At 42.0% G+C, this 25,803-nt stretch carries 23 protein-coding genes; 14 read left to right on the forward strand and 9 right to left on the reverse strand.

From position 1 onward, the window contains the following. Window positions 1-6: 6 nt before the first annotated feature. Complete coding sequence (locus LZF95_RS12000; protein WP_233755239.1) at window positions 7-900, forward strand: YitT family protein; 894 nt, start codon at window positions 7-9, stop codon at window positions 898-900. A gap of 99 nt (window positions 901-999) precedes the next feature. Here the strand turns inward: LZF95_RS12000 and LZF95_RS12005 are convergent, their stop codons facing one another. After that, window positions 1,000-1,575, reverse strand: a complete 576-nt coding sequence (locus LZF95_RS12005) for an isoprenylcysteine carboxylmethyltransferase family protein (RefSeq protein ID WP_233755240.1) — start codon at window positions 1,573-1,575, stop codon at window positions 1,000-1,002. A gap of 35 nt (window positions 1,576-1,610) precedes the next feature. On the opposite strand from LZF95_RS12005, the gene LZF95_RS12010 reads away from it, so the two are divergent. After that, complete coding sequence (locus LZF95_RS12010) at window positions 1,611-2,819, forward strand: NAD(P)-dependent oxidoreductase (RefSeq protein WP_233755241.1); 1,209 nt, start codon at window positions 1,611-1,613, stop codon at window positions 2,817-2,819. Beyond that, the gene (deoC, locus tag LZF95_RS12015) at window positions 2,812-3,474 is read left to right on the forward strand and encodes a deoxyribose-phosphate aldolase (RefSeq protein WP_233755242.1); all 663 of its coding nucleotides are present in this window, start codon (window positions 2,812-2,814) and stop codon (window positions 3,472-3,474) included. Before LZF95_RS12010 ends, deoC begins: the two co-directional genes overlap by 8 nt. Here the strand turns inward: deoC and LZF95_RS12020 are convergent. Beyond that, on the reverse strand, window positions 3,471-4,577 hold the full coding sequence (locus LZF95_RS12020) for a Na/Pi symporter (RefSeq protein ID WP_233755243.1): 1,107 nt from the start codon (window positions 4,575-4,577) through the stop codon (window positions 3,471-3,473). The two genes, deoC and LZF95_RS12020, sit on opposite strands and share 4 nt — an antisense overlap. 248 nt (window positions 4,578-4,825) lie before the next feature. Between LZF95_RS12020 and LZF95_RS12025 the strand changes: the two genes are divergently transcribed. The 4 genes from LZF95_RS12025 (at window position 4,826) to LZF95_RS12040 (ending at window position 9,766) form a co-directional block, all read left to right on the forward strand. Further along, window positions 4,826-5,956, forward strand: a complete 1,131-nt coding sequence (locus LZF95_RS12025) for a hypothetical protein (protein ID WP_233755244.1) — start codon at window positions 4,826-4,828, stop codon at window positions 5,954-5,956. A gap of 12 nt (window positions 5,957-5,968) precedes the next feature. Beyond that, a complete protein-coding gene (locus LZF95_RS12030; RefSeq protein ID WP_368670777.1) occupies window positions 5,969-6,412 on the forward strand; it encodes a nucleoside deaminase in 444 nt (147 codons plus the stop codon). Between the two features lie 104 nt (window positions 6,413-6,516). After that, window positions 6,517-7,128, forward strand: coding sequence for a superoxide dismutase (locus LZF95_RS12035; protein ID WP_233755246.1), 612 nt, complete (start codon window positions 6,517-6,519; stop codon window positions 7,126-7,128). A gap of 205 nt (window positions 7,129-7,333) precedes the next feature. Further along, window positions 7,334-9,766 (forward strand): TonB-dependent receptor, encoded by a 2,433-nt coding sequence (locus tag LZF95_RS12040; protein ID WP_233755247.1) that lies wholly within the window; start codon window positions 7,334-7,336, stop codon window positions 9,764-9,766. 54 nt (window positions 9,767-9,820) lie between these two features. Here the strand turns inward: LZF95_RS12040 and LZF95_RS12045 are convergent, their stop codons facing one another. Both LZF95_RS12045 and LZF95_RS12050 read right to left on the reverse strand, forming a co-directional pair. After that, the gene (locus LZF95_RS12045) at window positions 9,821-10,981 is read right to left on the reverse strand and encodes a hypothetical protein (RefSeq protein ID WP_233755248.1); all 1,161 of its coding nucleotides are present in this window, start codon (window positions 10,979-10,981) and stop codon (window positions 9,821-9,823) included. 109 nt (window positions 10,982-11,090) lie between these two features. Further along, the gene (locus LZF95_RS12050) at window positions 11,091-11,555 is read right to left on the reverse strand and encodes a MaoC family dehydratase (protein WP_233755249.1); all 465 of its coding nucleotides are present in this window, start codon (window positions 11,553-11,555) and stop codon (window positions 11,091-11,093) included. A 129-nt stretch (window positions 11,556-11,684) separates the two neighbouring features. On the opposite strand from LZF95_RS12050, the gene LZF95_RS12055 reads away from it, so the two are divergent. The 4 genes from LZF95_RS12055 to mtgA all read left to right on the forward strand — a co-directional run bounded on the left by LZF95_RS12055 (window position 11,685) and on the right by mtgA (window position 16,614). Continuing rightward, window positions 11,685-13,604, forward strand: coding sequence for a DUF3857 and transglutaminase domain-containing protein (locus LZF95_RS12055; protein ID WP_233755250.1), 1,920 nt, complete (start codon window positions 11,685-11,687; stop codon window positions 13,602-13,604). Then, window positions 13,597-15,510 carry a DUF3857 domain-containing protein gene (locus tag LZF95_RS12060; protein WP_233755251.1) on the forward strand — a complete coding sequence of 638 codons (1,914 nt, stop codon included), beginning with the start codon at window positions 13,597-13,599 and terminating at the stop codon, window positions 15,508-15,510. The genes LZF95_RS12055 and LZF95_RS12060 overlap by 8 nt, the downstream gene beginning before the upstream one ends. Window positions 15,511-15,576: 66 nt before the next feature. After that, window positions 15,577-15,822, forward strand: coding sequence for a hypothetical protein (locus LZF95_RS12065; protein ID WP_233755252.1), 246 nt, complete (start codon window positions 15,577-15,579; stop codon window positions 15,820-15,822). Between the two features lie 96 nt (window positions 15,823-15,918). Then, complete coding sequence (gene mtgA / locus LZF95_RS12070) at window positions 15,919-16,614, forward strand: monofunctional biosynthetic peptidoglycan transglycosylase (RefSeq protein WP_233755253.1); 696 nt, start codon at window positions 15,919-15,921, stop codon at window positions 16,612-16,614. Between the two features lie 512 nt (window positions 16,615-17,126). Here mtgA and LZF95_RS12075 read toward each other — a convergent pair. Next, the gene (locus LZF95_RS12075; protein WP_233755254.1) at window positions 17,127-18,854 is read right to left on the reverse strand and encodes a chloride channel protein; all 1,728 of its coding nucleotides are present in this window, start codon (window positions 18,852-18,854) and stop codon (window positions 17,127-17,129) included. A 119-nt stretch (window positions 18,855-18,973) separates the two neighbouring features. Next, window positions 18,974-19,903: a M28 family peptidase gene (locus LZF95_RS12080; RefSeq protein WP_233755255.1), complete on the reverse strand. Its 930-nt coding sequence runs from the start codon at window positions 19,901-19,903 to the stop codon at window positions 18,974-18,976. A gap of 69 nt (window positions 19,904-19,972) precedes the next feature. Here LZF95_RS12080 and LZF95_RS12085 point away from each other — a divergent pair, with 69 nt between their 5' ends. Then, window positions 19,973-20,959 (forward strand): NTPase, encoded by a 987-nt coding sequence (locus LZF95_RS12085; RefSeq protein WP_233755256.1) that lies wholly within the window; start codon window positions 19,973-19,975, stop codon window positions 20,957-20,959. A 203-nt stretch (window positions 20,960-21,162) separates the two neighbouring features. Here LZF95_RS12085 and yjjX read toward each other — a convergent pair whose 3' ends face one another. Both yjjX and LZF95_RS12095 read right to left on the reverse strand, forming a co-directional pair. Then, entirely contained in the window at window positions 21,163-21,729 is a 567-nt protein-coding gene (yjjX, locus tag LZF95_RS12090) for an inosine/xanthosine triphosphatase (RefSeq protein WP_233755257.1), read from the reverse strand. A 24-nt stretch (window positions 21,730-21,753) separates the two neighbouring features. Then, on the reverse strand, window positions 21,754-22,461 hold the full coding sequence (locus LZF95_RS12095; RefSeq protein WP_233755258.1) for a YebC/PmpR family DNA-binding transcriptional regulator: 708 nt from the start codon (window positions 22,459-22,461) through the stop codon (window positions 21,754-21,756). A gap of 146 nt (window positions 22,462-22,607) precedes the next feature. On the opposite strand from LZF95_RS12095, the gene LZF95_RS12100 reads away from it, so the two are divergent. Next, window positions 22,608-23,939 carry an NAD(P)/FAD-dependent oxidoreductase gene (locus LZF95_RS12100; protein ID WP_233755259.1) on the forward strand — a complete coding sequence of 444 codons (1,332 nt, stop codon included), beginning with the start codon at window positions 22,608-22,610 and terminating at the stop codon, window positions 23,937-23,939. A 94-nt stretch (window positions 23,940-24,033) separates the two neighbouring features. Further along, window positions 24,034-24,462 (forward strand): DUF4890 domain-containing protein, encoded by a 429-nt coding sequence (locus LZF95_RS12105; protein ID WP_233755260.1) that lies wholly within the window; start codon window positions 24,034-24,036, stop codon window positions 24,460-24,462. Between the two features lie 56 nt (window positions 24,463-24,518). Here LZF95_RS12105 and LZF95_RS12110 read toward each other — a convergent pair whose 3' ends face one another. Beyond that, on the reverse strand, window positions 24,519-25,802 hold the full coding sequence (locus tag LZF95_RS12110) for a DNA-processing protein DprA (protein ID WP_233755261.1): 1,284 nt from the start codon (window positions 25,800-25,802) through the stop codon (window positions 24,519-24,521). Window position 25,803: the final 1 nt, after the last annotated feature.

The raw sequence follows: 25,803 nt of genomic DNA on the forward strand, positions 1-25,803 counted from the left end.
TAATTCATGCATCTTACTCAAAATCACGTGGATTGGAAATCCATTTTGGATCCTTTTTCTATTCTCTACATCATAGCAGGGGTGTTTTGCGCCGCCGCCGCCCTTGAAATGTTCCTTCTGCCCAATCAATTTCTAGATGGGGGAGTAACCGGTATGGCTATTATTGTCAATTTGCACTATGGTGTCAATATCAATCTATTGCTGGTAGCCTTCAATATCCCTTTCCTTTGGCTTGGCTGGAAGAAGATAGGGAAGACCTTTGCGGTACAATCCACATTTTCAATATTCCTGTTGGTTTTGGTGCTGGAGTTTGTCTCCTTCACCCCGATCACAAATGACATGGTGCTTAGTGCCGTGTTCGGAGGTGTTCTGATGGGGGTGGGGATAGGTCTGATACTGCGTGGTGGAGGATTGATCGATGGTTTTGAGGTGATTACGGAGTTTGTGCATAAAAACTCTCCGCTTTCCGCCAGTGAGATCACCATGTTTTTCAACTCACTGATCTTCCTGTTTGCTGCCTTGTTTTTCGGAATAGAGCCAGCGATGTATTCTATCATCACCTATTTTACCGCGATCAAGATGACAGATTATATTGTTGATGGTTTGGAGGAATACACTGCTTTGACCATTATTTCCAAGAATGATGAAGAGGTAAAAAAATTGATAGTAAAGCAGTTTGGCAAGGCTATTTCAGTTTATAAGGGAGAACGGGGATATCTTCCGGAGGCTTTTGATATCAAATACCCATGTGATATCATTATGACGGTAGTAACTAGGCTGGAAGTTCATCGTATCAAACTGGCGGTGCAGGAAATAGACCCAACAGCCTTTTTTTACTTGCAGACGATCAAGGAAGTAAAGGGTGGACAGATCAAGCATGTGGGGAAAAAGCACGGGTGAGGTTCCTAGAGGTTTTTCAGCAAAATGCCGAGCCGAGAGGAAGGTTTTTGCAGAAGCCTAGATGATGTGGGGAAGGAATTCTAATTCCACCTCAGCCGCTTAGCCTAATTTTGGGATCAGTGCAGGCACGGAAGCTTTATAGCTACGATAAGCATCACCATATTTTAGCAGTAATTCTTTTTCCTTAACAGAGATCCCAATCGGCAAGTAAAGGAGAAAGCATCCTAAATGAACCGCAGCAGTAATGGTACCTGAAAACAGGAAATATCCACTAAAAATCAATACTAACCCGGCATAAAGTGGATGCCGGATTTTGGAATATAATCCGCTGGTAACCAATTTTTCTTCCTCTGAATTAGACTCGGATCCCAATAGCCTTTTCAAAGAATACTTCTTGCTTGATTTGGTGACGATGATCGTGCCAAATCCGGCCAGCATATATCCTAAATAATCAGTTAGGCTGCTTTTGGAAATCAATACCGTTTTGTGGATCAACAGTGCCTGCATAGTAATCCCTGATAAAATCAAAATAGCCAATAAGGCATGGACAAGGTGGTACCATTTGTTTGCTTTCCCCCATTTTACCTCCAAAATTCTTTTTATCTTGGATGCAGACAGTAGGGAATGTAACGTGTAAAAAAGCGCCCAGCTCAAAGCCAGAAGAATGTAATCCATTAGGAAATACCAATTTAGGAGAAACTATAATTTTTATGAAAATCGGAATAATTCGCGAAGGAAAAAACCCACCTGACAAACGTGTTCCATTTACTCCTGCCCAGCTGAAGGACATTCAGGACAAGCATCGGGGCGAGCTAAGCATTCAGGTGCAGTCCAGTTCTTTTCGTGCGTATTCAGATGATGAATTTAGGGAAATGGGTGTGGAAGTGGTGGATGATGTCAGTGAATGTGATGTGCTTTTTGGTGTGAAGGAGGTTCCGGTAGCTGATCTGATAGCTGGTAAAACCTATTTTTTCTTTTCGCATACGATCAAAAAACAACCTTATAACCGAGATTTGCTGAGGGCTGTTCTGGATATGAATATCAGGTTGATTGACTATGAAGTTTTGAAAGATGAGCAAGGAAAAAGGGTGGTTGCTTTTGGCAGATGGGCAGGAATAGTCGGTGCGTATAATGCATTTTGGACTTATGGAAAAAAAACGGGATTATTTGATCTCAAACGGGCAAATGAATGTCTCAATCTTGAAGAACTGCACCAAGAGCTGTCAAAAGTCCAGCTTCCTCCGGTGAAAATTATACTGACCGGATCAGGAAGAGTAGGCCATGGTGCGATGGAGGTATTGGATGCCATGCATATCAAGGAGGCTTCAGTGGATGATTTCCTCCATCTTTATTTTGAAGAACCAGTGTATGTAAAATTAAAATCTGAAGATTACAATCGAAGAAAGTCTGACGGGGGCTTTGACAGGGAAGAGTTCCACGCTTTTCCAGAGCGTTACGAAAGCCATTTTCTGAAATTTTCCGAAGCAGGGGAAATTTTGATATCTGGCGCTTATTGGAATCCTGACGCTCCCCGCTTATTCGAACTGAAGGATATAGCAGAGGAGGATTTCCAACTATCAGTGATCGCCGATATAAGCTGTGATGTAGGGGGGGCGACTCCCACCACGCTTACTTCCAGTACAATTATAGATCCCGTGTATGATGTTGATCGTCAATCGGGCAAAAAAATCCCTGCGTTTAGCTGCCAGACCAGTATTTCCGTTATGGCAATTGACAATCTACCCTGTGAGCTTCCACGAGAGGCCAGCAAAGAATTTGGCATTCAGCTGACAAACTGGGTGATTCCGGCACTTTTGGAAGAAAATTCCGGAATTCTGGAGCGTGCCACTATTGCCAGAGATGGGGACTTGACCCTAGAGTTTATGTATCTGACTGACTTTGTAAATCACCATGAATAACCTAAACAGATTTTTGGAATCCACTCTACTTAAGCCCACCATGACAGGCTCTGAAGTGGCGTTGCTGGTAAGAGAAGCAATAGAGGAGCAATTTGTTGGAATTTGCGTCCCCCCTTTTTGGCTGAAGCAGGTTAGGAGAGATTTAGGAGATGAGAATGTACAGCTGGTGACCGTTATCGGGTTTCCTCTTGGCTATACTGATACGGCGACAAAAGTATTCGAGACCAAGGAAGCAATCCGGCAGGGCGCGGATGAGTTGGATCTGGTATGGTCTCAGACTGCATTTCATTCAGGGATGAATTGGCCTAAAGTGGAGATCGCACAAGTAGCCAAAATCTGCCATGAAGAGGGAAGAATCCTAAAGGTGATTATAGAGACAGCTTACTTGACTGAGCAGCAAATCATAGAAGCCTGTACGATCTGTGAGGACGCAGGGGCGGATTTTGTGAAAACATCCACTGGATATGCACCTGACGGCGCACAAGTAGATCACATCAGACTAATGCGCGAGACCTTATCCTCATCAGTAGGCATAAAAGCAAGCGGAGGAATCAAAACACTTGATTCTGCGCTGGAGTTAATCCAAGCAGGTGCGGACAGGATTGGCACAAGCTCAGCTAAGGCCTTGATGGACTCTTGGAGGAATACAGTTTAATTGCTGAAATAAATCAGTAAAAACGGAATGATAAAGAAAGTCAACAGAATATAAGCAAAGCCTATAAACTTGCTGTTAACCGATTTAGTACCCATGTACTTGGCCAATAGTACTGGGAGATTTCTTAGAGTAGGGTATGGCAAAAAGATCAAAGCTCCGATGAAATTGAAGAGAAAATGGACAATGGCCAGTGCGATGGCAGCTTCTGTCTTATAGATTGCCGCTATTGCGGCTGTAATAGTCGTTCCTATATTGGCGCCAATGATAAAGGGAAAGGATTTTTTCACAGACACTTTTTTGTTGGCCACCAGTGGCACGATCAGCGAGGTGGTGACGGTGCTGGACTGCACTGCGGCAGTGAAAAATGTCCCATAAATAAAGGCCATGTAAGGATTCCTGAAGATCAGCTTGTTTAATTCTTGGAAGCTGTCCAGTACAAATGCTTGATAAACGGCAGACGATAGGAGTTTAATAGCCCCAAAGACCAGAAATACAGAAATTATCATGGTCAGAAAGGGGATATCAATCGTACCGGAGATCCACTCAGTTATTGGCCTGGTAAAGACTTTGTTGTAAACAATAGGGCCGGTGTAGGATTCATTTGGTACAAAGAGGTGGGCGATTGAAATGGAAATCTTGGACAAGAAACCAAAATAAACCTCCATTGGCAACAAAAGGACTACCGTGAAAATGTTGAAAATATCATGAAGCATTCCCGCGGACAGAGCCCTCCTGAATTGTTTTCTATTCATGATATACGAAAGGGAAACCAGTGTAGAAGTCAGCGTGGTCCCTATATTGGCACCCATCACCATAGGGACGGCCTGTTCCAGTGTGAGATTGCCCGCAGCCACCACTGCCACTACACTGGCGGTGACTGTGGAACTGCTCTGAATCAGAGCCGTCATCAGTAGTCCGATAAAAAGACTGACAAACGGATTACGGGTAGCTAAAAGAATGTTTTCTGCCACTTCGTTATTTAAGTGGCTCATGGCTACTGTGAGTAAGTCAATGGCAAAGATGAATAGCAAAAGAGCCAGAAGCATCAGCAGATAGCTTTTGGTTCTATTTACTTTGTTTTTTTCCAGCTTTAAGCCCTCCATCTACATGATTTAGGATGTATCCTTGTTTTGGGTAATCAATTGTTTAGGATTGAGGAGCTAGCTGCTTGAGGACAAGCGTACTCTAGAATCCAAATTTTCAATAAAATTATGGGCAAAAGTTGAAATTTTTTTGCGAAAAACAAGATGAAACTGTCTTTTTGAAGTAGAAATGTACTTACTTAACAATTTGATAATATGGATAGAAATATATCTTCTTTAATTTTGCGCGACTGACCTAAAGGCAAACCATGGCCAAGAAGAAAATAGACCAAAATATCAATCAGGATAAGCTGTCAAAAAGCGCTTATTCCCTTTTTGATTTTACCAAAAAAGAAAAATCATTTTTAATAGTTATCTGTGTTTTGATATCCATTGCAGGATTATTGACACCTTATACCTATGCGGCGATGTGGTTTGGATTTGCATTGGCCGCTTACTCTGCCATCGCCAATGACAGTATCCAGACTATCGGGACATTTATAGCCTCCAACTATAACAAGAAATGGTACTGGCTCTGGCTATTTATGGGGTTGATTTTTGTGGGGACGGTAACTTATAGCTGGCTCACTTATAATGGAGATGTAAGTTACCAGCGGCTGAGTGTGCCGGGATTGGATCAGGCTCCTACGAGTTTTGTTTTCCTTCAGCTTGCGGCACCTATCGTACTTCTCATCATGACCAGGATGAGAATGCCAGTTTCCACGACGTTCCTCTTGCTGAACGTATTTACCTACAAGGCAGGAACGATCGTCAGTGTCATGTTCAAGAGTTTTGTGGGCTATTTGTTGGCCTTTAGTATAGCGATGGTGGTCTGGTTTGTCTTGGAGCGTTTTGTGAAAAACTACCTCAAGGGAAAGCCAGCGCCCTATTGGATTTTTCTACAATGGATCACCTCCGGGACACTTTGGGCAGTGTGGATCATGCAGGATGCGGCTAACATTGCAGTGTTTCTACCACGGCAATTAGACGTACTGGAATTCTCCGTTTATACAGGATTTGTATTTATTGGCCTAGGATTTCTGTTTTATATGAAAGGGGATAAAATACAGGGCATTGTCAATGAGAAGACCAGTGTGACAGATGTACGTGCCGCCACTATTGTGGATTTTGTTTATGCGATCATCCTATTTTACTTCAAGATGTATAGCAATGTGCCTATGAGCACTACCTGGGTTTTCATAGGATTACTTGGAGGCAGGGAAATAGCCATTGCACTGGGAAAACATGCCAAAGCGGAAAAAAGAAACGCCTGGCTTTTTAGAGCGTTCAAGCTTGCCAGAAAGGATGTTTCCAAAGCATTTATAGGTCTTGTAGTGTCTCTGATACTTGCATTCATCATCAACGATGGTGTGAGAAATGAAATCCTGGACTTTTTCTAGACAACATTGGAGATAGATCTATACAGTCACGAGTACTTCATGAATGAAGCCCTAAAGCAAGCCCGACAGGCATTTGAAGAAGGGGAGATTCCTGTAGGCGCGGTCATTGTGTCCAAAAACCGGGTTATTGCCAAAGCATACAACCAGACGGAGAAACTCAACGATGTGACTGCCCATGCCGAAATGCTTGCCATCACTTCAGCGGCTAACTACATGGGGGCAAAATATCTGATTGACTGCAGACTCTATGTCACTTTAGAACCTTGTGTAATGTGCGGAGGTGCCCTCTTCTGGTCTCAGATCGCAGAGCTTCACTATGGGGCCTCAGATCCCAAAAGAGGCTTTTCACATAGCGGCCCGGGTGTTTTGCATCCTAAAACAAAAGTCTTTTCAGGAAGTATGGCCCAGGACTCGGAGCTTCTTTTGCAGGAATTTTTTAAAAAGCTGAGAAAATAAAAGGAAATTGAATCCTTGAGAACCTTTTTCTCGCTGCGGTGGTTGCTTAGGCAGACAATTCGTAGAGTTTTCAATCAATCTTTTAACCTTAAATAAATAACAAAATGGCTTTCGAACTACCATCCTTACCTTATGCCGCTACGGCATTGGAACCACACATTGATGCAAGAACTATGGAAATCCACCATGGTAAACACCACAATGGATACGTAACTAACCTGAACAACGCAATAGCTGGATCTGATCTGGAAAGCAAATCTTTGGAAGAGCTGCTTCAGGTAGCCGGATCAAATACAGCGGTAAGAAACAACGGTGGAGGGCACTATAATCATAGCCTTTTCTGGAAAATCATGTCTCCAAATGGAGGTGGGCCTGCTACAGGTGATTTAGGGAATGCAATCAACGCCAAGTTTGGCAATTTTGATGCGTTCAAAGAGGTTTTCAATAAAGCCGCCGCTACACGATTTGGTTCTGGTTGGGCATGGCTGATCCTCACCGCAGCGGGGACCTTGGAAGTGGTATCCACAGCAAACCAGGACAATCCATTGATGGATGTAGCAGAAATCAAAGGAACCCCGATCATTGGTCTTGATGTATGGGAGCACGCATACTATTTGAATTACCAGAATTTGCGTCCAAATTACATTGCGGCTTTTTGGAATGTGATCAATTGGGAGCAGGCAAATGCAAACTATGCCGAAGCATTGAAAAAATAAGGTTCAGGTATGAATCTACTGGATCCCCGGGCACTTTGTCTGGGGATTTTTTTGTTCAAAGCTGAAATTATACTGTCCGATAGTGATACAGTTATTTTTTGGTCAACATTAAAAACTGTCAGATAGAGCTATTTTAGGCGGTTTTACAGCCTTGGCATTTATTTTTCAACAGGTGGCACATACTCACACACAATGTACTATTGAAATGAAAACGACCAACCTGCTTTTTTTAACTCTGTTCATATACTTGCTCGGAGTAAGTGGCCTAGCGGCCAAAGATCCTAGTAGGATTATAGGAAAAATTATAGATCAAAATGAGCAGCCTGTACCTTATGCGAATGTGGCTTTGATTGATGCCAAATCGGGAAACCTTATAGATGGAGCTGTTTCTGACGAAGACGGGGTTTTTTTGATCGAATCAGTTAAGACTGCCCAGGTGAAGCTGGTAGTATCTTCAATCGGTTTTACCCAATATGAATCCAAAGTATTCGAACTCGCTCCTGGATCGAAGAGGGACTTTGGAAAAGTAACTGTACAGGATGAAATGACTGGCCTGGATGAAGTCACTGTGAAATCCACCCGTCCCGAGATCATCATAGAACCTGACAAAACCACGATCAACGTGGAAGGAACTGTGATGGCGGAGGGTTCCAACGCCCTGGACGTAATAGGACGATCTCCGGGGATATATGTGGATCAGGATGGAATAATCAACCTGAACGGAAGAGCCGGAGCGACGGTGATGATCAATGATCGGTTGACTTATATGAGTGCCACAGATCTGGCAAACTTCCTTCGTGCCATGCCAGCGGATAATATCAAAAGTATAGAAGTGATCAATAATCCATCAGCAAGGTTTGATGCCGAGGGTTCTGCCGGTGTGATCAATATCAAACTGAAAAAGAATACAGTTGACGGTATGTTTGGTAATGTACAGGCCGGAGCACTTTATAATGGTCAATGGCTTCCAAATACCGGAGTAGCGCTGAATGTGAAAAAAGGAAAGTGGAGTACCAATGCCAATTTGAATTATAACCACTGGGGAAATTTCAATGACTTGGAGATCAATAGAAATTTTGCTCTTCCGGAAGGAGTTTCAAATTTCTTCCAGGATTCAAGAATCACAACCAGAAACAAAAACCTGTTTTTCAACGGAGCTGCAAACTATGAGATCAATGAAAACCAAAACCTGGCTATCAATATACAGGCATCTAGTTCCAATGATTCCAATACAAGCAACTCGCTGACCACAATCACTTCTCCGGACGCATCTGATATCAGCTATCTCGATTCTAAAAATGATTCTGATGGCAGAAGCAAAAGAATTTTTGCCAACCTACATTATGACGCAAAGTTGGATACTCTAGGAACGAAGATCAGCGCCGATGTGGATTTTACCAGGATGAACTCAGACAGTGAATCTATGCTGGCAAATATGCAGTGGGAAGGGCAGGATGTAGGTAACACATTTGACTACAATATATTGACCCTCAATGATATGTATTATAATATATTCACCGCCAAAACGGACTTTGTCAAGCCGATAGGCAAGGGGAATACGCTGGAAGTGGGACTAAAAGGCAGCTGGGTCATGTCGGACAACAATCTATACTTAAGTAGATCCGAGGAAGAAGGGCCATTTGTTCCAGATCCAAACAGTAACAGCTTTATCTATAATGAAAATGTCCTGGCGGCTTATGCATCCTATAAAGGGAAGTTATCCAAAAAACTTAGCTATCAAGTAGGCTTGAGGGGCGAGCACTCCGATATCACCGGCAACTCAGTCACCCTAAATCAAGTGAATAAGCAGGACTACTTTAATTTATTTCCAAGTGCCTTCTTGCAGCATAAAGTCAGCGATGATTATCAGATCGTCTATAATGTCAACCGTAGAATCACCAGACCAAATTACCGATTGCTGAATCCATTTGTGTATTACATAGATCCGTTGACCACAGAGACAGGTAACCCGAACCTGAAGCCACAGTATTCCAACAATCTGGAAATGAACCATGTGGTAAAAGGAGCGTATCAGTTTACCCTAGGATATAGTGAGACAGAGGATGCGTTTATGCAGGTGTTTTTGCAGAATGAAGAGGATCGCACCACGACCACTTATACTGATAATTTTGACAAAACAAGAAATGCCAATTTCAGAGCTATCGTCCCTGTAGAAATCAAGGACTGGTGGGCCACTTCCAATATGGCTCAGGTGAGCTATAACCAATACAAATCCCAGATTGGTGATGATTATCTCAATAGCTCAAATACCTCGTTTATGATTCGCTCCCAGCATAATCTGACCTTGCCTTGGGGATTCAAAGCGGAAGTGATGGGTATCTATCTAGGGCCACAGATCTGGGGGCAGGGTGAGATAGCGGGTTTTGGCTGGGTGGACGCCGGGCTTACCAAATCCATCATGAAGGATAAAATCACATTGTCTGTAAACGGAACAGACCTTTTCCGTACCCAAGTAATCAAAGCAGACATTGACTTCGCTGCCATGGATACCAATTTCCGCCAGTATCGCAGCAATCAGGGTGTAAGATTTACCCTAAAGTATAACTTCTCAAAAGGCGAAAGCTTCAGGGTAAAAAGCAATTCGGGAAGCTCAGAAGAGCGGAATAGATTGGATTAATAGTATTTCCCTCAACTGATTTTAATATAGAAAGCCAGGTTGTTGACCTGGCTTCTAGTTTATCTCTGCATTATATAAAGTATAGAAATCCTCTTCAGCCTCTGTACTTTCTTTCCCTAAAAACCACAAAGAACCTTCCCTACTCACGAAGAGATCACTCAATTTGTCGGGAATTTCCGAATCAGTAAGGAGTTTTCCCTCAAGATCAAGGATCTGATATCGTATTTTATATTTTTCTTTCATACGGGAATAAAACTCTTCCCATTCTGCTTGAGGCATATTTTCACTCAAGCGTATTGCATCTTCTTCGCTATACCCAGTTTCATAAGTGATTACCAACTTGTCTCCGGCTTTTACCAATTTCTGAATGATACCATAAGAAGGGTCGAAGCTAATCGCCCTCGGATCTGCTTTTTTAGGATCTTCTCCTTGATTGAGTTTATAATTTTTTAGTTGTAGTGGGATTCTTTGAAGTCGGGTATAGGGTGAATCAAGCTCATGGATATTAAGAAATGGATCTATGCCACTTATGACGTATAGTTGATCATTTACTACTTCAAAAGATGTGGATAATGTTATAGGTTCGTGAGACATGTTGTTTTGGAAAATGCTTTCCGGATCCAGATTTAAAAACTGCTCAAATTCCCCTGTTTTGGGATCGGCCCACACTAACTGTAAAAATGTATCATAAAACTCCGGTTGTGTTTTGTTGTAATCCCCTCGGGCAATCAGTCCAGCCAGGAGTATTTTGTCTTTGACAAAGTGAACCTCCCGTTTGGCATCTGCTCTTCCGCTAAACGGCTTGATATCATTTTTGGGGACTTTGACACTGCTTAGCAGGTTGCCATCGAGATCGTATTCAAAGATGCCCGAGCTGGAAACCACCTGGATATTTTTTGAAGAATTTAATCTGCCAGCGGCCATGGGATAAAACCCAAATCCGTCGGGAGCATCCCTGTCTTTGCTGAATTCGCCTTTTATATTTCCGCCAAAATCGCTGCTGACAAACTTCATGTTCTGAGGATCAAAAAGCAGGATCAGTTCATCGGCTGGACTTACGTCCATGAGGACTAGTTTGCCGATATAATTTACCTGAATTGAGTCAGTGATTTCAATCGTAAGATCTGTCTGCTCAGTTTGTGTAGAAGTAGTGGATGATTCGCATGCAAAAAAAGCAAATGCAGAAATAACCAAAATAACCGGAAAAGTCTTCATTAAATCAGAATTTAGTGTCAACTAATGTATGTATTAGTTGTCTAATATCCGAATTGCTTACGAAAATTCCGCAGGATGGATGTTGTGAGTTATTTAACTGACGAAATTGTTATTCGAAATGATATAAGAAGATCAACACACCTGTAAATGCGGGTTTTTTTTGGCCTTTGATTTCGAGTTTTACCTCTACTTCAGCCTTCACAGTTCCCCGGAGATTAGCCACATTTTTAAGCTTGGCAGCTAATCTTACTTCACTGTCCACCAGCACAGGATTGGCAAATCTCAAGGATTCTATACCGTAGTTGATCATCATTTTCAGATTTCTTACGTCCACGATTTGATCCCATAGATATGGCACAATACTTAAAGTCAGATAGCCATGGGCTATTGTGTTTCCAAAAGCGCCCTCTGCCTTTGCCCGCTCTGGATCCGTATGGATCCATTGATGATCGTGGGTAGCTTTTGCAAAGATATTGATCTGTTCCTGAGTGACATGAAAATACTCAGAAGTTCCGAGGCTTTGGCCGATGTGCTGCTCGAACTCTTCAAAACTACCGATAATTACTGGGGGCATTCCTTGTTTGTTTGGTAAAAAACCAAAATAGAGAAGTTTTAGTGGGATTTACAAGAATTTTGAATTGATCGGGCGAAGATTCTGAAGAGAAATAAAACGCTGAGGTTCACTAAAAAGTTTTCGTATTTCATGTTTGGTTTTTATGAAAATATTCTACTTTGGCGCATGTTTTTGTTTCAGGTTTTTTCGCATTATTTACTGCCCGTACTAGTGTGTTTAGGTGTCACTATTTTTCAAAACACTTCATTAAATCTACCCGAAGACCCTAAAATTTATTCCTTGCTGGAAGAGCATCAGCGGGTAGAAATCCTTGATAATTATCACGTCACGCATACGATAGAGCGAAAGCACACCATCTTAACCCATGAAGGTTTGCGACATGCCTACACTTCTATATTTTATGATAGGCTAAATTCCATCCAAAATTTTGAGTTGGAAGTAATTGATCCAGTAAGTGGGAAAACACTCAGTAAGGCTAAATTAAAGGATATGGCAGATGCTGCTATCAATAGCAGGAGCAGCATTTTCGATGACAATAGGCATAAATATTACGAAGTAAGCAGTAGTAAATTTCCGGTGGTAGTGAAAGTGAAATATGAGATCAAAGCTTCCACCAATTTCCAGCTGGCTGATTGGATCCCGGTCCACTATTATCACCAAAAGGTGACAGAATCTACTCTAACGGTAGTATATCCTGAAAAAATAGGCCTTCGATTCAAAGAATTGAACCTACTAGGGGAGCGGACGGAAATCATCGAAGCAGGCAAAGTGAAGATGACTTGGTTGGAAAAAGATTTACCGGTACAATTGCCTGATTTGAAAAAAGAAGATGATCACAAGTTAATATTGGCACCACTTAATTTTTCCTTGGGTGAATTCAGCGGGAAGATGGAGGACTGGGCTGGCTTGGCAGCCTGGCAATTCAGACTCAATGAAGGGCGGAATTCGCTTCCAGGGGAATTTGCGGAGAAGATAAAATCAATGGTGTCAGAAGCGGATACTGAATATGAAAAGATCCAGATTCTGTACGAGTATCTGCAGAAAAACTACCGATACGTAAGTATTCAACTGGGAATAGGAGGATGGCAGACCACTCCGGCTGCGGACGTGGTAAAATATGCCTACGGAGATTGTAAGGGATTGACCAACCTTATGCAAGCCATGCTGAAGGTTGTCGGCATAGAGTCTAACTATACCCTGGTCTATGCAGGAAAAAATGCCGATGATATAGAGACCGACCTTCCTTCTAACCAGTTTAACCATGTAATCCTTCAAGTTCCGATGACTGACGTACAGAGCCCTATCTGGCTGGAATGCACATCTAATTCCCTTCCTGCTGGGTATTTGGGGGAATTCACCCGGAATAGACATGTTCTAGTGATCAATGAAGAAGGTGGGGCACTCACAAAAACTCCTGCTTATAATACGGATTATTGGAATGCTGTCCGCAGTACAAATCAAGTATTGATCGCCAGCGACGGCAATGCCACCATTAGCTCAGATATACATGTGGAGGGTAATTTCGCTGAACAGATGCTGATGGTAAAGCAATATTTGGATACTCGGGAGCAGCGTGATTATTTTAATAGAAATTCCCCGGTTTCCGGTTTGATTATCAAAGATTATATGCTGGATATAGTGAGGAAAGATTCCCTCTTATCGGCAGATCTTCGCTATGAAGGCTTCATCCAAAAATTTGTTCAGAACACGGCGAAACGTATGATTTTAAAACCATTTTTGGGAAAAATCACTGAGGAAATGCTGGCTAACAATTCCCTTAATCAAATAGATGAATATCAGATTGAACTTCCCGAAATAATGGCAGCTGAGAATTTATCAGAACAATTATTACTTGAAGAAGAGGGGATTCATGTGATTTTACAGGCTTCATTGACCGGGAAAACCCTATCCGTTACCAGATCCATTAAACTATCGCTTGGGGACGCCGTAGCTGAGGAATCCAAATCAGATCTCGTCAAACGTATAAACTCTCTCGGCTCTACCAATTTCTATTTTACTAAAAACACCTCAGCTAGTACGCATGAATAGATCTCTACTTTTACTGTTGACCTTTCTTCTTTCCATTCCCGGTATTTCTCAGACAGCCAAATTGGGGCAGGCGAATCAGGAGGAAATTAACCTTACAGAAGTATCCTATGAACCAGACGCAGCGGCTGTGATCTTAGTTCATGAAGGCAACTCAAAGTTTTATGGGAATATCTTCGAGACCACCTACTTCGTGAGGATGAAGATTTTGAAAGAGCTGGGGAAGCAATATTCAGACATCCGCTTGCGGTATTATGTAGGGGATAAAGGGTACGAGGAAATCAGTGGTGTGAAAGCCCAGACGGTGAATTACAACAATGGAAAGGCAGAGACAACAAAAGTAGAGAAACAAGGGGTTTTTGATGTGATGTTGGCTGATGGCTATAAGGAGTTGAGGATTACCTTTCCAAATGTACAAGTGGGATCCATCCTTGAATATACTTACAAGAAAACAGACAAAAACCTCACCTTCATTGATGGTTGGACTTTTCAGCACAATATTCCTACCCTTTTTAGTAAATATCAGATTACTATGTCGCCTTACTTGGAATATAGAACACTAGGTCAGGGAAGTAACTATGCGACTAAAGTAGAAAAGACCGCCTCCCAAGGGGTGTACAGTTGGACCATGAGAGACCAGTATGCGCTTAATGAGGAGCCTTTCATGAAAAATTACCGGGACTATATCGACCGTATTGAATTTCAATTGACCACCTATCAATCTGGAGCAGAATGGAAAAAGGTACTGGATAGCTGGGAAGTTTTGGGTGATGATATGATTACCTATTATGCGAAAAAGGGCTTTTACAGGGGCAGTCCTATTGAAAAGGAAATTTTATCGGTGGATTTGACTGGTGCTACGCAAAAAGAAATGGCTGAAAAGGCCTATTACTATTTGAGAAATAACTTTTTGATAGAAGGCGAAGACTGGATTTATCCAAAGCAGAGCTTAAATCAGCTCCTGAAAAGTAAAGTCGGAACACCCGGTGAGCTTATGTTGGCCTTGATGGGAATACTTAAATCCCTAGGGATTACCTGTGATCCGGTTTTAATAGGAAGTAAGGGCTATGGTAGAAGTGAGCTGGTAGAATTTCCGTTTCTTAATCAGTTTGATGAAATCCTGTTGCTGACTGAACTTGATGGGCAACTTCAGTTTCTGGACCTAACTGATCGAATGGCTCCCTTCGGCTATGTGGATTTGGATAAGCATGTGTCAAAAGGTCTATTACTGGAAAAAAAATCAAGTAATTTAATTCCAATTGACATAAGCCATAGTTCCAATACGGTGTATCATAGTATAGTGACAATTGATGAATCGGGACAGTTGACCTCGAAGAGTTCCTATAGATGCTACTATTACAAAGGTCTTGAGCTGGCCCGATTGGTGCAATCTCACGAGAAGAGCAATGAACCTATGGAGAAGTTTTTCAAATCTGACGGTGATTCAGAATTCAGTGAGGTAAAGGTGGAAGATGCGCTCCATGAAAAGAACTTTTACACAATTAATTATGAAGTGAATTATCCTACTGCTGCCGATAGCGACTTTATTTCCTTTACTCCAATAAAGTTGTCTGCATTTTCAAAAAATCCTTTTACTGAGGAGTATAGGGTGTTTCCGGTTGATTTTGAATATGCTTTTAATGAGACTTACAGCACTAATTTGGTGATCCCTGAAGGTTACGAAATTGATGATTTTCCCCTAGCTGAAAAACTCACGATCGAGGGAGGGTATGTCACGTTCATGTACACTACCAAAACCTCTGGTAATATGCTGCAAATCAATGCAAAGTTCGATGTAAGAATTCCTTTAATTCCAGCTTATCAATATGGGAATCTGAAGTTTTTTATGGAAAGTGTGGCCACAAAATTAGCTGAGCCAGTCATTTTGAAAAAGAAAGCAGCTATATGATGATGCTGAATATAGGGAGATTGTTTTTCTCCTGTAATATCTTTGTTGGGGTAAAACAAAGGTCATATGACTGCATACTTATATGGGGTTGTTCCGGAAGAACAAGGACGGCTCCTTGATCAGACAGGAATTATCGGCACACTTAATTATCCCAGTAAAGATCAGTCTGGATATAAAGTTATAGAATTACATCATCGAGACTTTCACTTTGATCAAAGAAAACCAGAGCATCTTAAAAATATCGCACAGTATTGGAAGGGATTGATGACAAATGTTGGTTGTGGTATGATCTATACAGTATTGATGATGTAGCGACTATTGATGATGATCTGCATTCTATTCCAGAAGATCTGGATGCTGTGCTTTTATCATTTTGTGCAGGCAAGTGCTACAGTATAATTGAATGTTATGAAGTTTCTTAAAAGGTTTTGGAGAATAGTCTGGAAAACCACCATGTGGTTTTTGATACTCTCCGTCGGATTGACGGTCATCTATCGCTTTGTCCCGGTGGTCATCACCCCCTTGATGGTGATTCGCATAGTAGAGCAGGCCTTTGATCCTGACAAGGAAATCTCGTTTAGAAAGGATTGGGTTCCCCTAAGTGAAATCTCCAAAAATGCATGTCAGGCTGTTTATGCTTCTGAAGATCAGAAATTCCTTGACCATAAGGGATTCGATATGGAAGCCATGGAGAAGGCATGGGAAAACAACAAAAAAGGCAAAAGGATCAAAGGGGCCAGCACAATTACCCAGCAGACGGTGAAGAATGTTTTTTTATGGCCATCACGGAGTTATTTGCGAAAAGGGCTGGAAGCTTACTTCACAGTGCTTGTAGAGCTCTTTTGGTCTAAGGAACGGATCATGGAAGTGTATCTGAATGTGATAGAAATGGGCGATGGAATCTATGGAATAGAAGCTGCGTCTCAGGAGTTTTTCAATAAGTCTGCGGCCAAGCTTAATCGCGGCGAGGCAGCCTTGGTTGCCGCAGTGCTTCCTAATCCCAGGCGGTGGTCTCCTGCCAAACCCTCTGCTTATATCCTAGGCCGTCAAACCTGGATTCTCCGGCAGATGAATAATCTGGCTTCCCTGGATATGGGCGTGTAGAATGTATGTTGAAATTTGTGGATTGTAATATTAGAAATGGATTTAAAGGGCTAATCACCTGTATTTGGGTTTGCATATTAGATTTTGCAGGTTAAAATTGTATTTTTCTAATACAAAAAAATCGAAATTCAAGCAGGTATAGGGTTAAATCTTTTTATTTCCTCCTTCACTGGGAGTATTTCTTGATTTTCGAAATTTTCTTTTAAAGACGGGAGAAGGAATGAATTCTGATTCGTTGTCTTTTCAAGCTTTTTGTTTCTTGAATTTCTTAAAAAATCATTGATTGAAGGCTGTATTCGAAGTTTAAAAAATACAAGTCTTTTTTATCCACATTTTCGATTATTTATCCACACTTATCAACATATAAAATCTAATAATCAGAAAATCAACAATTTATATCATTCTTTTTAAAGGTAATTTTGTGGATAAAGGTACGTAACTTGAAAAAATCAATAGAAAACAAGCTTTAAGAAGTGGATAAATAGAACCGCCAAATTTTATTCTAATTCCTTCTAATCTTGCTTTTGTTTGATCAGCCGTTTGCGGTATGCATTGAAGATTCTGGACTTAGAAACAAAGCCTAAGTATTTGCCATCTTCTATTACAGGAAGGTTCCAGGCACCCGAGAGTTCAAATTTCTCCATGGCTTTTTGCATATTTTCAGTAGCCAATAGGATTTCTGGAGGACTGTGCATCAATTCTTTGATTGGGACAACCTCTTGTTTTTCTCGGTCAAACATGATGTCCCGGATATCATCCAACGTGACTATACCACGGAGTGCTTTATGCTCATCTACTACCGGGAAGATATTCCGTTTTGATATTTTCACCAAGCTGATGAGATCCTTTAATTTGGAGTCAGGATGTATGGGCAATAGGTCTCGTTCTATCACATTTGTGATAGAGATAAGCTCCAGGAGTTCCTGGTCTTTCGATTCAGGCAAGTGCCTGCCTTTTTCCTTCAGTTGCATCATGTAGATGCTGTCTTTCTGATAGGCGGTTTTAGTGACATAGGATATGGCCGAAACAAACATCAGTGGAACGAATAGTTCATAACCACCTGTGATCTCAGCGATAAGGAATATAGCGGAGAGGGGAGCATGCTGTGTGCCCGCCATCACCCCGCACATGGCTACCAAGGTAAAGTGCGCCAGCGGCAGTGGAATAGTGAAGTCCAAAAGATTGCTGGAATAGGCAAAAAGGAAGCCCAATATCCCTCCTACATACAGAGAAGGGGCAAAAATGCCCCCACTACCACCTGCGCCAAGCGTCACTGCGGCAGCAATAGGTTTGACCAGAATGATAAAGACCAGAAAAATGATGATTAGATAGGGATTCTCAATAAGGGAAAAAAAAGGGCTCTTTTCCAATAATTGATTGGAATTTCCATCAATCAGGGTATTTAGGGTATCGTAGCCTTCCCCATAAATAGGGGGCAGGAAAAACACCATTATTCCTAAAATAGCCCCTCCGTATAAAATTCTTAACGCCTGGTTCTCCAGGGTTTCCATCAGTGATTCTGTTTTTCTCACCGCTTGGCTGAAGTACAGTGATACCAGTCCGCATGCGATCCCGAGAAGTAAATAATAGGGCATGTGCGATGCCTGAAAGTTCTGTATCAGTCTGAAATTAAAGACTGAGTCCTTGCCGATCAGGACCATGGATGTGAGGGAGCCAGTCACTGTGGCGATGAGGAGGGGAATAAAACTTGCTGTGCTGATTTCCATCAGTATTACCTCTATTGCGAAAATGACTCCCCCTATAGGTGCTCCAAAAATTGAAGAAATGGCTGCCGCGGCGCCACAGCCTATCAGCAGGGTTCTTTTTTTGGCGTTTAGATGCATCAGGGAGCCTACATTGGAGCCAATAGCAGACCCTGTGACCAGCATGGGAGCTTCTAGGCCTACAGATCCACCAAACCCAACCGTGATGGCAGAAGTGAATACCCGGCTGTAGGTCTTAACCCGTGAGATGATGCTTTGCTTTTTTGATATGGTAAAGAGTATGTCCGGAATCCCATGGCCACCCCCATCTTTGAAGATGAATTTGCTTAATAAGTACGCCGCCGTGATTCCTATAAGGGGATATAAAATGTAGAGGAAATTAGCATATTCTTTATAAAAACCTTCAGTAAGAAAATGCTGTATGGCATGGACGCTTTGCTTCAGGATGACAGCGGCCAAGCCAGATAAGACTCCTATTATCCCACTGAGAATGAGGATAAAAGTCTGGTTGCTCATGTGTCTGAGCCTCCATATCAGTAGCTTGGTGATTAAGTCAGTTTTGGCCAAAATTTCGCGTTAGTAGCATGCTTATTATCTAATGTAAGGAAGATGTGGACGAATGAAAAGTACAGTGCTTACTCTTCCGGCAATTTTGCATCCAAAGCTAGGGTACATTTTAGGATGAGGTTGACGGCATTGACATAAAATTGCTCATCTATCCTGTCAAAGGAGTCGCTTGGCTTATGATAATCGGGATGGTCTTCTACCCCAAAATATATATGCGGAACATTTGCATTGAAGAACGGACCATGATCTGAAGATTGCGTCCAATTATCACTTCCAGTGTTGGGTTCATCATGTCCAAACATCAGTTTGGGCATGGCTCCTGAAGCCGCCTCTTCCAGAATAGACTTGAGCCTAGGGTTGTAGTAGGTGCCAGAAGCGTATAATTCACCCTGCTCATTTCTGGAAATCATGTCCATATTGATATTCAGTACGATCTGTTCCAGTGGGAACGGAAAATCCTTTACCAGTGCCTTGGCTCCTTGCAACCCCATTTCTTCCCCATCCAGTGCGGCAAAAATCATGGAATGCCGGGGCCTGTTTTTTTTGAAATATTTTGCGAGTTCTATTAAGGCCGCAGTGCCGGAAGCGTTGTCATCGGCACCGTTATAGATGGAGTCCCCTGCTGCATCAGGCCTGCCAATCCCTATGTGATCGTAGTGGGCGGTGATGACAATTAAGTGATCCGATGAACTGCCGGCTACAAAGCCTACTACATTTATCGCATCTTCATAGGTCTTGTTCTCTCTTTTGTTTTTAAAACTGAACTGCTGCTGATAATCGGGATAGTGTGCTTCTAGCTTTATAGTTCTGAATTGTTCCAGAATAAAAGATCTAGCCTTAGTATTCCCCTCACTTCCCGTCTTTCTGCCTTTTAATTCATCAGAGGACAAAAACTTTATATTTTCAAGGAGCGTTTTGCTGTTGATACTTTGCCCGGCTACCTGAAAAAAAACTAGAAATAACAGACAACTTAGAGCACTTTTGGTTGTGGGTTGCATTAAGGAAAGTATTTTGCATTAGGAATATTGGTAAAAATAATAAGCTTAGTGGATCACACCTCTGAATTCATGAAATTTAATCTTCTGTTTATTTTTGTTTTAGTACTGAATGTCCAGCAAATCTCAGCTCAAGGGGAACTGCCTGAAGCATTTTTTGATGGTAAATCAGTGGTGCTTGTCTCCGTAGATCCGGCGGCTAGGCCTGCTATGACCTGGATGGAAGTGGCTGATAGCGTTCATAATTCGCTGGTAGAGGCAGGGGCTGATCCGGTCGCGTATTTCGAATTGGAAAAAGTAGCTCTTTCGGAAGCTGTACAGGCAGACTATTCAGAGGTATTTCAGCAGCGTTTAGTGAAAAGCATCATTTTGGTCACCCGACAGAAAAGCCAGATGAGCATACATGTGGCAAGCTTCACCTCCACAGCGCAGATTATACCTTCTGCCTCCTTATTTGGTGTAAGTGCCACGGATATTGGAGAGGTTGTCAATCAATTTGGGCAGCTAGGGGAAAGAAAGGACACAAAGAATCTTTTGGTACTGGATGTTCCTGAATTTCTTTCCATTGAAGCCACAGAGACCTCGTCTAGCCAGAAGTTTTTGGCAAAAAACCCGCTTAATCTGGACGTTTTCAAGTTGGGAATAGTCATTGGAGGATCATCAGCGGAGACAGGGTTGCTGAGCCATTTCAGATACGATATGTATGGCAAATCGCCCGAGAGGGTTATGGCTGAACAGGCTGCCCAGAAAGCGGGGATAGAGCAGGTGCTAAAGCAGGAGTATCCGCATCAGATAGAATGGCTTACAGAGGCAAAATCTGATGCTGAGCTGATCCGTGATAGGGTACAATTTATGTTGGTAAAGGTGGAAGGAAGGGAGGCAGACTTGATGAAAAGCATGGGGCTGGAACCAAAAAGCGGGGATGAGGCAAGTCGCATCGTAGTCAAATACTATATCAAACTCCTCGTGCGGGAGGAGCTCTACATCGGCCCTGAGTGGGATGCGGATCCTGATTGGAGGGTGGCATTGAGTAATTTTCTGAGAAATTTGAAAAAATAGACCTCTCAAAAGAGAGGTCTAGAGCTACTTAATATTAAGGGTGATTTAAGCAACTTTTACTACCTATGGCTTATCCCTGTAGAGTTGTAATATTCCAAGCTATTAGGATAAATCAAAGTCTTAAATTTCAATTATTCAATGATAATCAATTTTTTCCCGAATAAAATGGACTTATTAAAAAAAATTATACAATCCATTATAGTTTAAAACAGTTCTGGATTAACAAATGGAATCAAAGCAAGGTTAATCGCCTGACTATAATATGTTTGTCGTGATATTACTCCTCGGGTAAGTATTCCTACAGAGCCCCCTCCATGTTTGGAATTTTTCTGATCGAAATATTGATCGTCCGCGTTTCCCAGTTCCATTCCTTTCTGGATTAATGCGGCAATGGCATCGGGAAGATAAAAAGTCGCGGTCTTGGCTTTGCCACTCCTTCCCGATTTATCTTCAATGTAGATCCATGCAAACGCAAACATGCCCCGTTCATCTTCATCCACACCACCTTCTATTCCTACCCAATAATCCGCTTCCGGAAATGTAGATTTGGCGTTTATCACACGATTCTTAGCTCCCAGATAGGTTTCCTGATCCCCTTTTGGTTGATCTGATACCTGGGATGCGGCGATGATCCCGTTCACTACAAAACCCTTGTCGAAAGTCTCCGTAAATGCGGATTCTGTACAGGCGATTTTGACAGGGTTTTTACTACCTACTATTACAAGTGGTTTTTCTGATGCCTGAAAATTCTGTCTTTTTGGAAAATTCATAAATAAAAAGACCTAGGCTGATGCCTAGGCCATGTTTGTGAAAATTTGGTTTACGTCATCATCTTCCTCCATTTTTTCGATCATCTTATTGATAATCTCTTCCTGCTCTTCATTGAGTTCGGTCAGGGTAGCAGGGAAGCGCTGAAAATCCGCACTGATGACCTCTATATTTTTTTCTTCAAGTGCTTTTTGCATGGTGCCGAAATCTTCAAATTCAGTATAAACGAAGATTTCCCCTTCATTCTCGTCAATGTCCACCAAGCCGGAGTCAATTAATTCAAACTCTAATTCCTCCAAATCAAAATCCCCTTTGGCAAAGCGGAATACTGCTTTTCTGTCAAACATAAAGACCACGGACCCGGATGTGCCCAATGAACCACCGGCTTTGGAAAAGTAGCTTCTCACGTTTGCCACCGTCCTGTTGATGTTGTCCGTGGAGGTTTCTACTACCACTGCGATTCCAAATGGGCCATATCCTTCATATACCACCTCTTCATAATCTTTCTCATCTTTGTTCGACGCTCTCTTGATAGCTGCCTCTATTCTATCCTTAGGCATTTGCGCGCCCTTGGCATTCTGGATGATGGTACGGAGTCTAGGATTGGAAGCGGGGTCAGGACCTCCCGATTTCACCGCCATTACGATCTCCTTGCCTAGTCGCGTGAAAACTTTGGACATTTTGTCCCAACGCTTGAATTTTCTTTCTTTTCTGAATTCAAATGCTCTTCCCATGGTTAGTAATATTAGAGTGGTAAAATTAGTAATTCTTTTCGTTTGAGGTGAAAAATGGCCCGTATCACACAAAGAATTGGTAATTTCAACCATGTAATTCGCCCAAAAGAGCCTAGAACCCATAAGTTGAATTAAACTCTTTTCAAATGTCTGATCATCTCTCGCACCCCCTGCCAAACATTCCTGATTCAAATCTGCCAAAAGTAGTCATCGTAGGGGCTGGGTTCGGCGGATTGAAACTGGCTATGAAGTTGAGAAATAAGCAGTTTCAGGTTATTCTACTCGATAAGCATAATTTTCATCAGTTTCAGCCGCTTTTTTATCAGGTAGCTACTGCCGGACTTGAGCCCAGCGCAATTTCATTTCCGCTGCGCAAGATATTCCATGGCTCTAAAAATGTTACTTTCCGTATGGCTCAAGTGGATCATTTTGATCCAGCTATCAAGCGGTTATATACGGACATGGGGTATATTGATTACACCTACTTGGTGTTGGCGATGGGCGCGGATACCAACTATTTTGGGTCAAAGAGCATAGAGGAAGCTGCCTCACCTATGAAAACTGTATCTGAAGCACTTTATATCCGGAATAAGATAATTTCAAATTACGAGCGGGCCATCAACATAGAGAAAGCAGAAGACCGCAAATCGCTCATGAATGTGGTGATCGTAGGTGGCGGACCGACTGGAGTGGAGCTGGCAGGAGCTATGGCAGACCTGAGAAATACAGTTTTGCCGAAGGACTACCCTGAGCTGAATTTCCATAACATGAAAATTGTGCTTATAGAGGCAGGTTCTGAGCTGCTGGGCCCTATGTCCAAGGAATCCAAGGAAAGTGCTTTGAAGTACCTCCAAGGACTAGGAGTGGAAGTCATGTTGAATACCCTGGTGAAGAATTATGATGGTAAGGTGGTGAGTCTAGCTGATAAGGATCCCATAGAAACCCAGACCTTATTATGGGCAGCTGGAATCAAACCCAATAGGATTGGTGGTTTGTCAGAGGGTAGTTATGCCCCGAATGGTAGGGTTTTAGTGGATGATTATTCGGAAGTAAAGGGTTGTCCAGATGTCTATGCGCTGGGTGACATCAGTTTGATGGTTCAGGAAGATTACCCTAGAGGTCACCCACAGGTGGCCCAGGTTGCTATTCAGCAGGCAGTTTGTCTGAACAACAATCTCCAGAATATTGCCGCAGGTAAAGAGAGGAGAGCCTTTAAGTATAAAGATCTTGGCTCTATGGCTACAGTGGGTCGCAAACTGGCTGTAGTAGATTTGCCGTTTGTTAGGTTTCAGGGGATCTTGGCCTGGTTTACTTGGCTGTTTGTTCACTTGATGGCAATCCTGGGGGTAAAGAATAAGCTGTTTATTTTTCTGGATTGGTCTTGGAATTACCTGAGCTTTGATCCTAGTCTCAGGCTTTTGATCAAGCCAAAAGCAGTCAGGCCTAGTGAACAAAAGGCACTCACTGAAGAGCGGTAAGGTAATTTACATTTGTTAACAAAATCAATAGTATAGTATGTTAAACCGTGGCAGCTTTTCTGGGTCTAATTCATGTAACTAAACAACAGGAAACATGAAAAAATGGATTTTTGCTACAGGCGTGATAGTAATGATCAGTCTAAGCACAATGGCGCAGAGAAGAGGCGGAGAAAGATTGACTGCGGAAGAAAGAGCCGAAAGAAATACTGAGCAGATGGCAGAAAAGCTATCCCTGGATGATTCCCAGAAGAAGCAGATACTTGAGATCAATCTGGAATACGCTAAAAAGTATGAGGCTGAAATGGTCCAGAGAAAGGCTGAAGCTGAAGCAAGGAAGGCAAAAATGGAAGCTTTGAGGGAAGAGATGAAAGATCAAGACACTAAAATCCAGGCGGTATTGACTGAGGAACAAAGAGCCAAATGGACTGAAATCAAAGCTGAGCAAATGAAGGATCGCAGAAGGGGTAGGCCAAATGCGCAGATCGAAGGGGATCCTAGAAGAGGCAAATCCAGAGGCAATTGATCTGTTTTATAAAATAAGAAAGCCTTCCTGAGAAATCGGGAAGGCTTTATTTTTCATTAATTTGTCTCTTTCAGACTAAAGCGAATAGGTTTATTTTTTTTGACTAAGATTGCTTGATCTACTCCCACTTTGAGCCAATCATCCAGTTGTTTTGAAGTGAGATCGAAACTTTCCAAAAGCTGCGATTTGGTAAAATCTTCACCAGTAAATTTCCCTTCAATTTTCAATATAAAAAACTTGAAGAAGCTCAAACTGCTACAATCCACCGACGAATTAGCAGGAGTTAATATTGGGTGGATTTTATTCTTGCTTTTATACTGAATTTCGGGCTCAGAATCATTTACCTCATCAGACACCGTTGCTCTAGGCACCTGTGGAAAACTATCGAATAATGATCCTTGCTTTTCTTTATAGCTTGCTGTTGGTGTGATGATTTCGGAAATATCAAAACACTCAGTAAGCCTCTTTCCTCCTTTTTTTACTAATTCAGCATTCCCTTTGCCAAAAGCTGATTCCAAAGTTTCGTTCACCCAGAGTGGTACCCACTTGTTTTTCAAGTTTTCATTTGCTCCTTCCCAAGTTCCCCCTTTTGTTTCAGATTTTACGACAATCGTCGCTTTGGAAAGAATATAGATCAGCTTGTTCCTTCCCATCGCATTGCCCACGTTGAAGCCTGCCTCTGGATTAAAAGGTGAAACGAGTGCCAATTTATTATCAACGATATACTTTCTATAAATCCCCTCAGCGGACTTTTTGAGTAAGCTATCTGCCAAAACTCCAATTGCAAATCCGCCTGTATCAAGTACCCCTGTCATGGAATGCTCGTCAATACCTTTGGCACCACCAGATACTATACCAAATCCCTGCTCATGAATTTGAGCTACTATTTTTCGAGTAGCGGAGATATCGGCATCGTCTATCTTTCTGGATCCAACGATCCCGATATAGTTTTGAGACAGCAGCTTCCTGCTTCCAATTCCAAAAAGTATAGGAGGCTCTTTCCCCTTTAAAGCATTTTTTATTGCCTCTGGATAATCAGGATCGCTTCGATTGATAATCCAAATCCCAGCTTTTGTCCATTTTTCCAACTTAAGGGCCAACGCCATTTTACGATCCAACAAATTTATAATTCGTTGTTTGGTAACTTTACGCTCGATCCAAGTACTAAGAATTGATTCTAAATTTCCTGCAAGTAATTTTTCAGGTGTTAATTTCTCATTTTGCATCCACCTCACTATCTCATTCCATTCAGTTATTGACAAAGGTTTTGTTTCTTTATCTAAGTCCTTAGATAGATAAGAGGTAAGTAATAAAATTGCTTTTGTTCTTTCAGAAATCATC

Origin of the sequence: Algoriphagus sp. AGSA1 (genome assembly GCF_021390545.1) — a bacterium.
Lineage (GTDB): Bacteria > Bacteroidota > Bacteroidia > Cytophagales > Cyclobacteriaceae > Algoriphagus.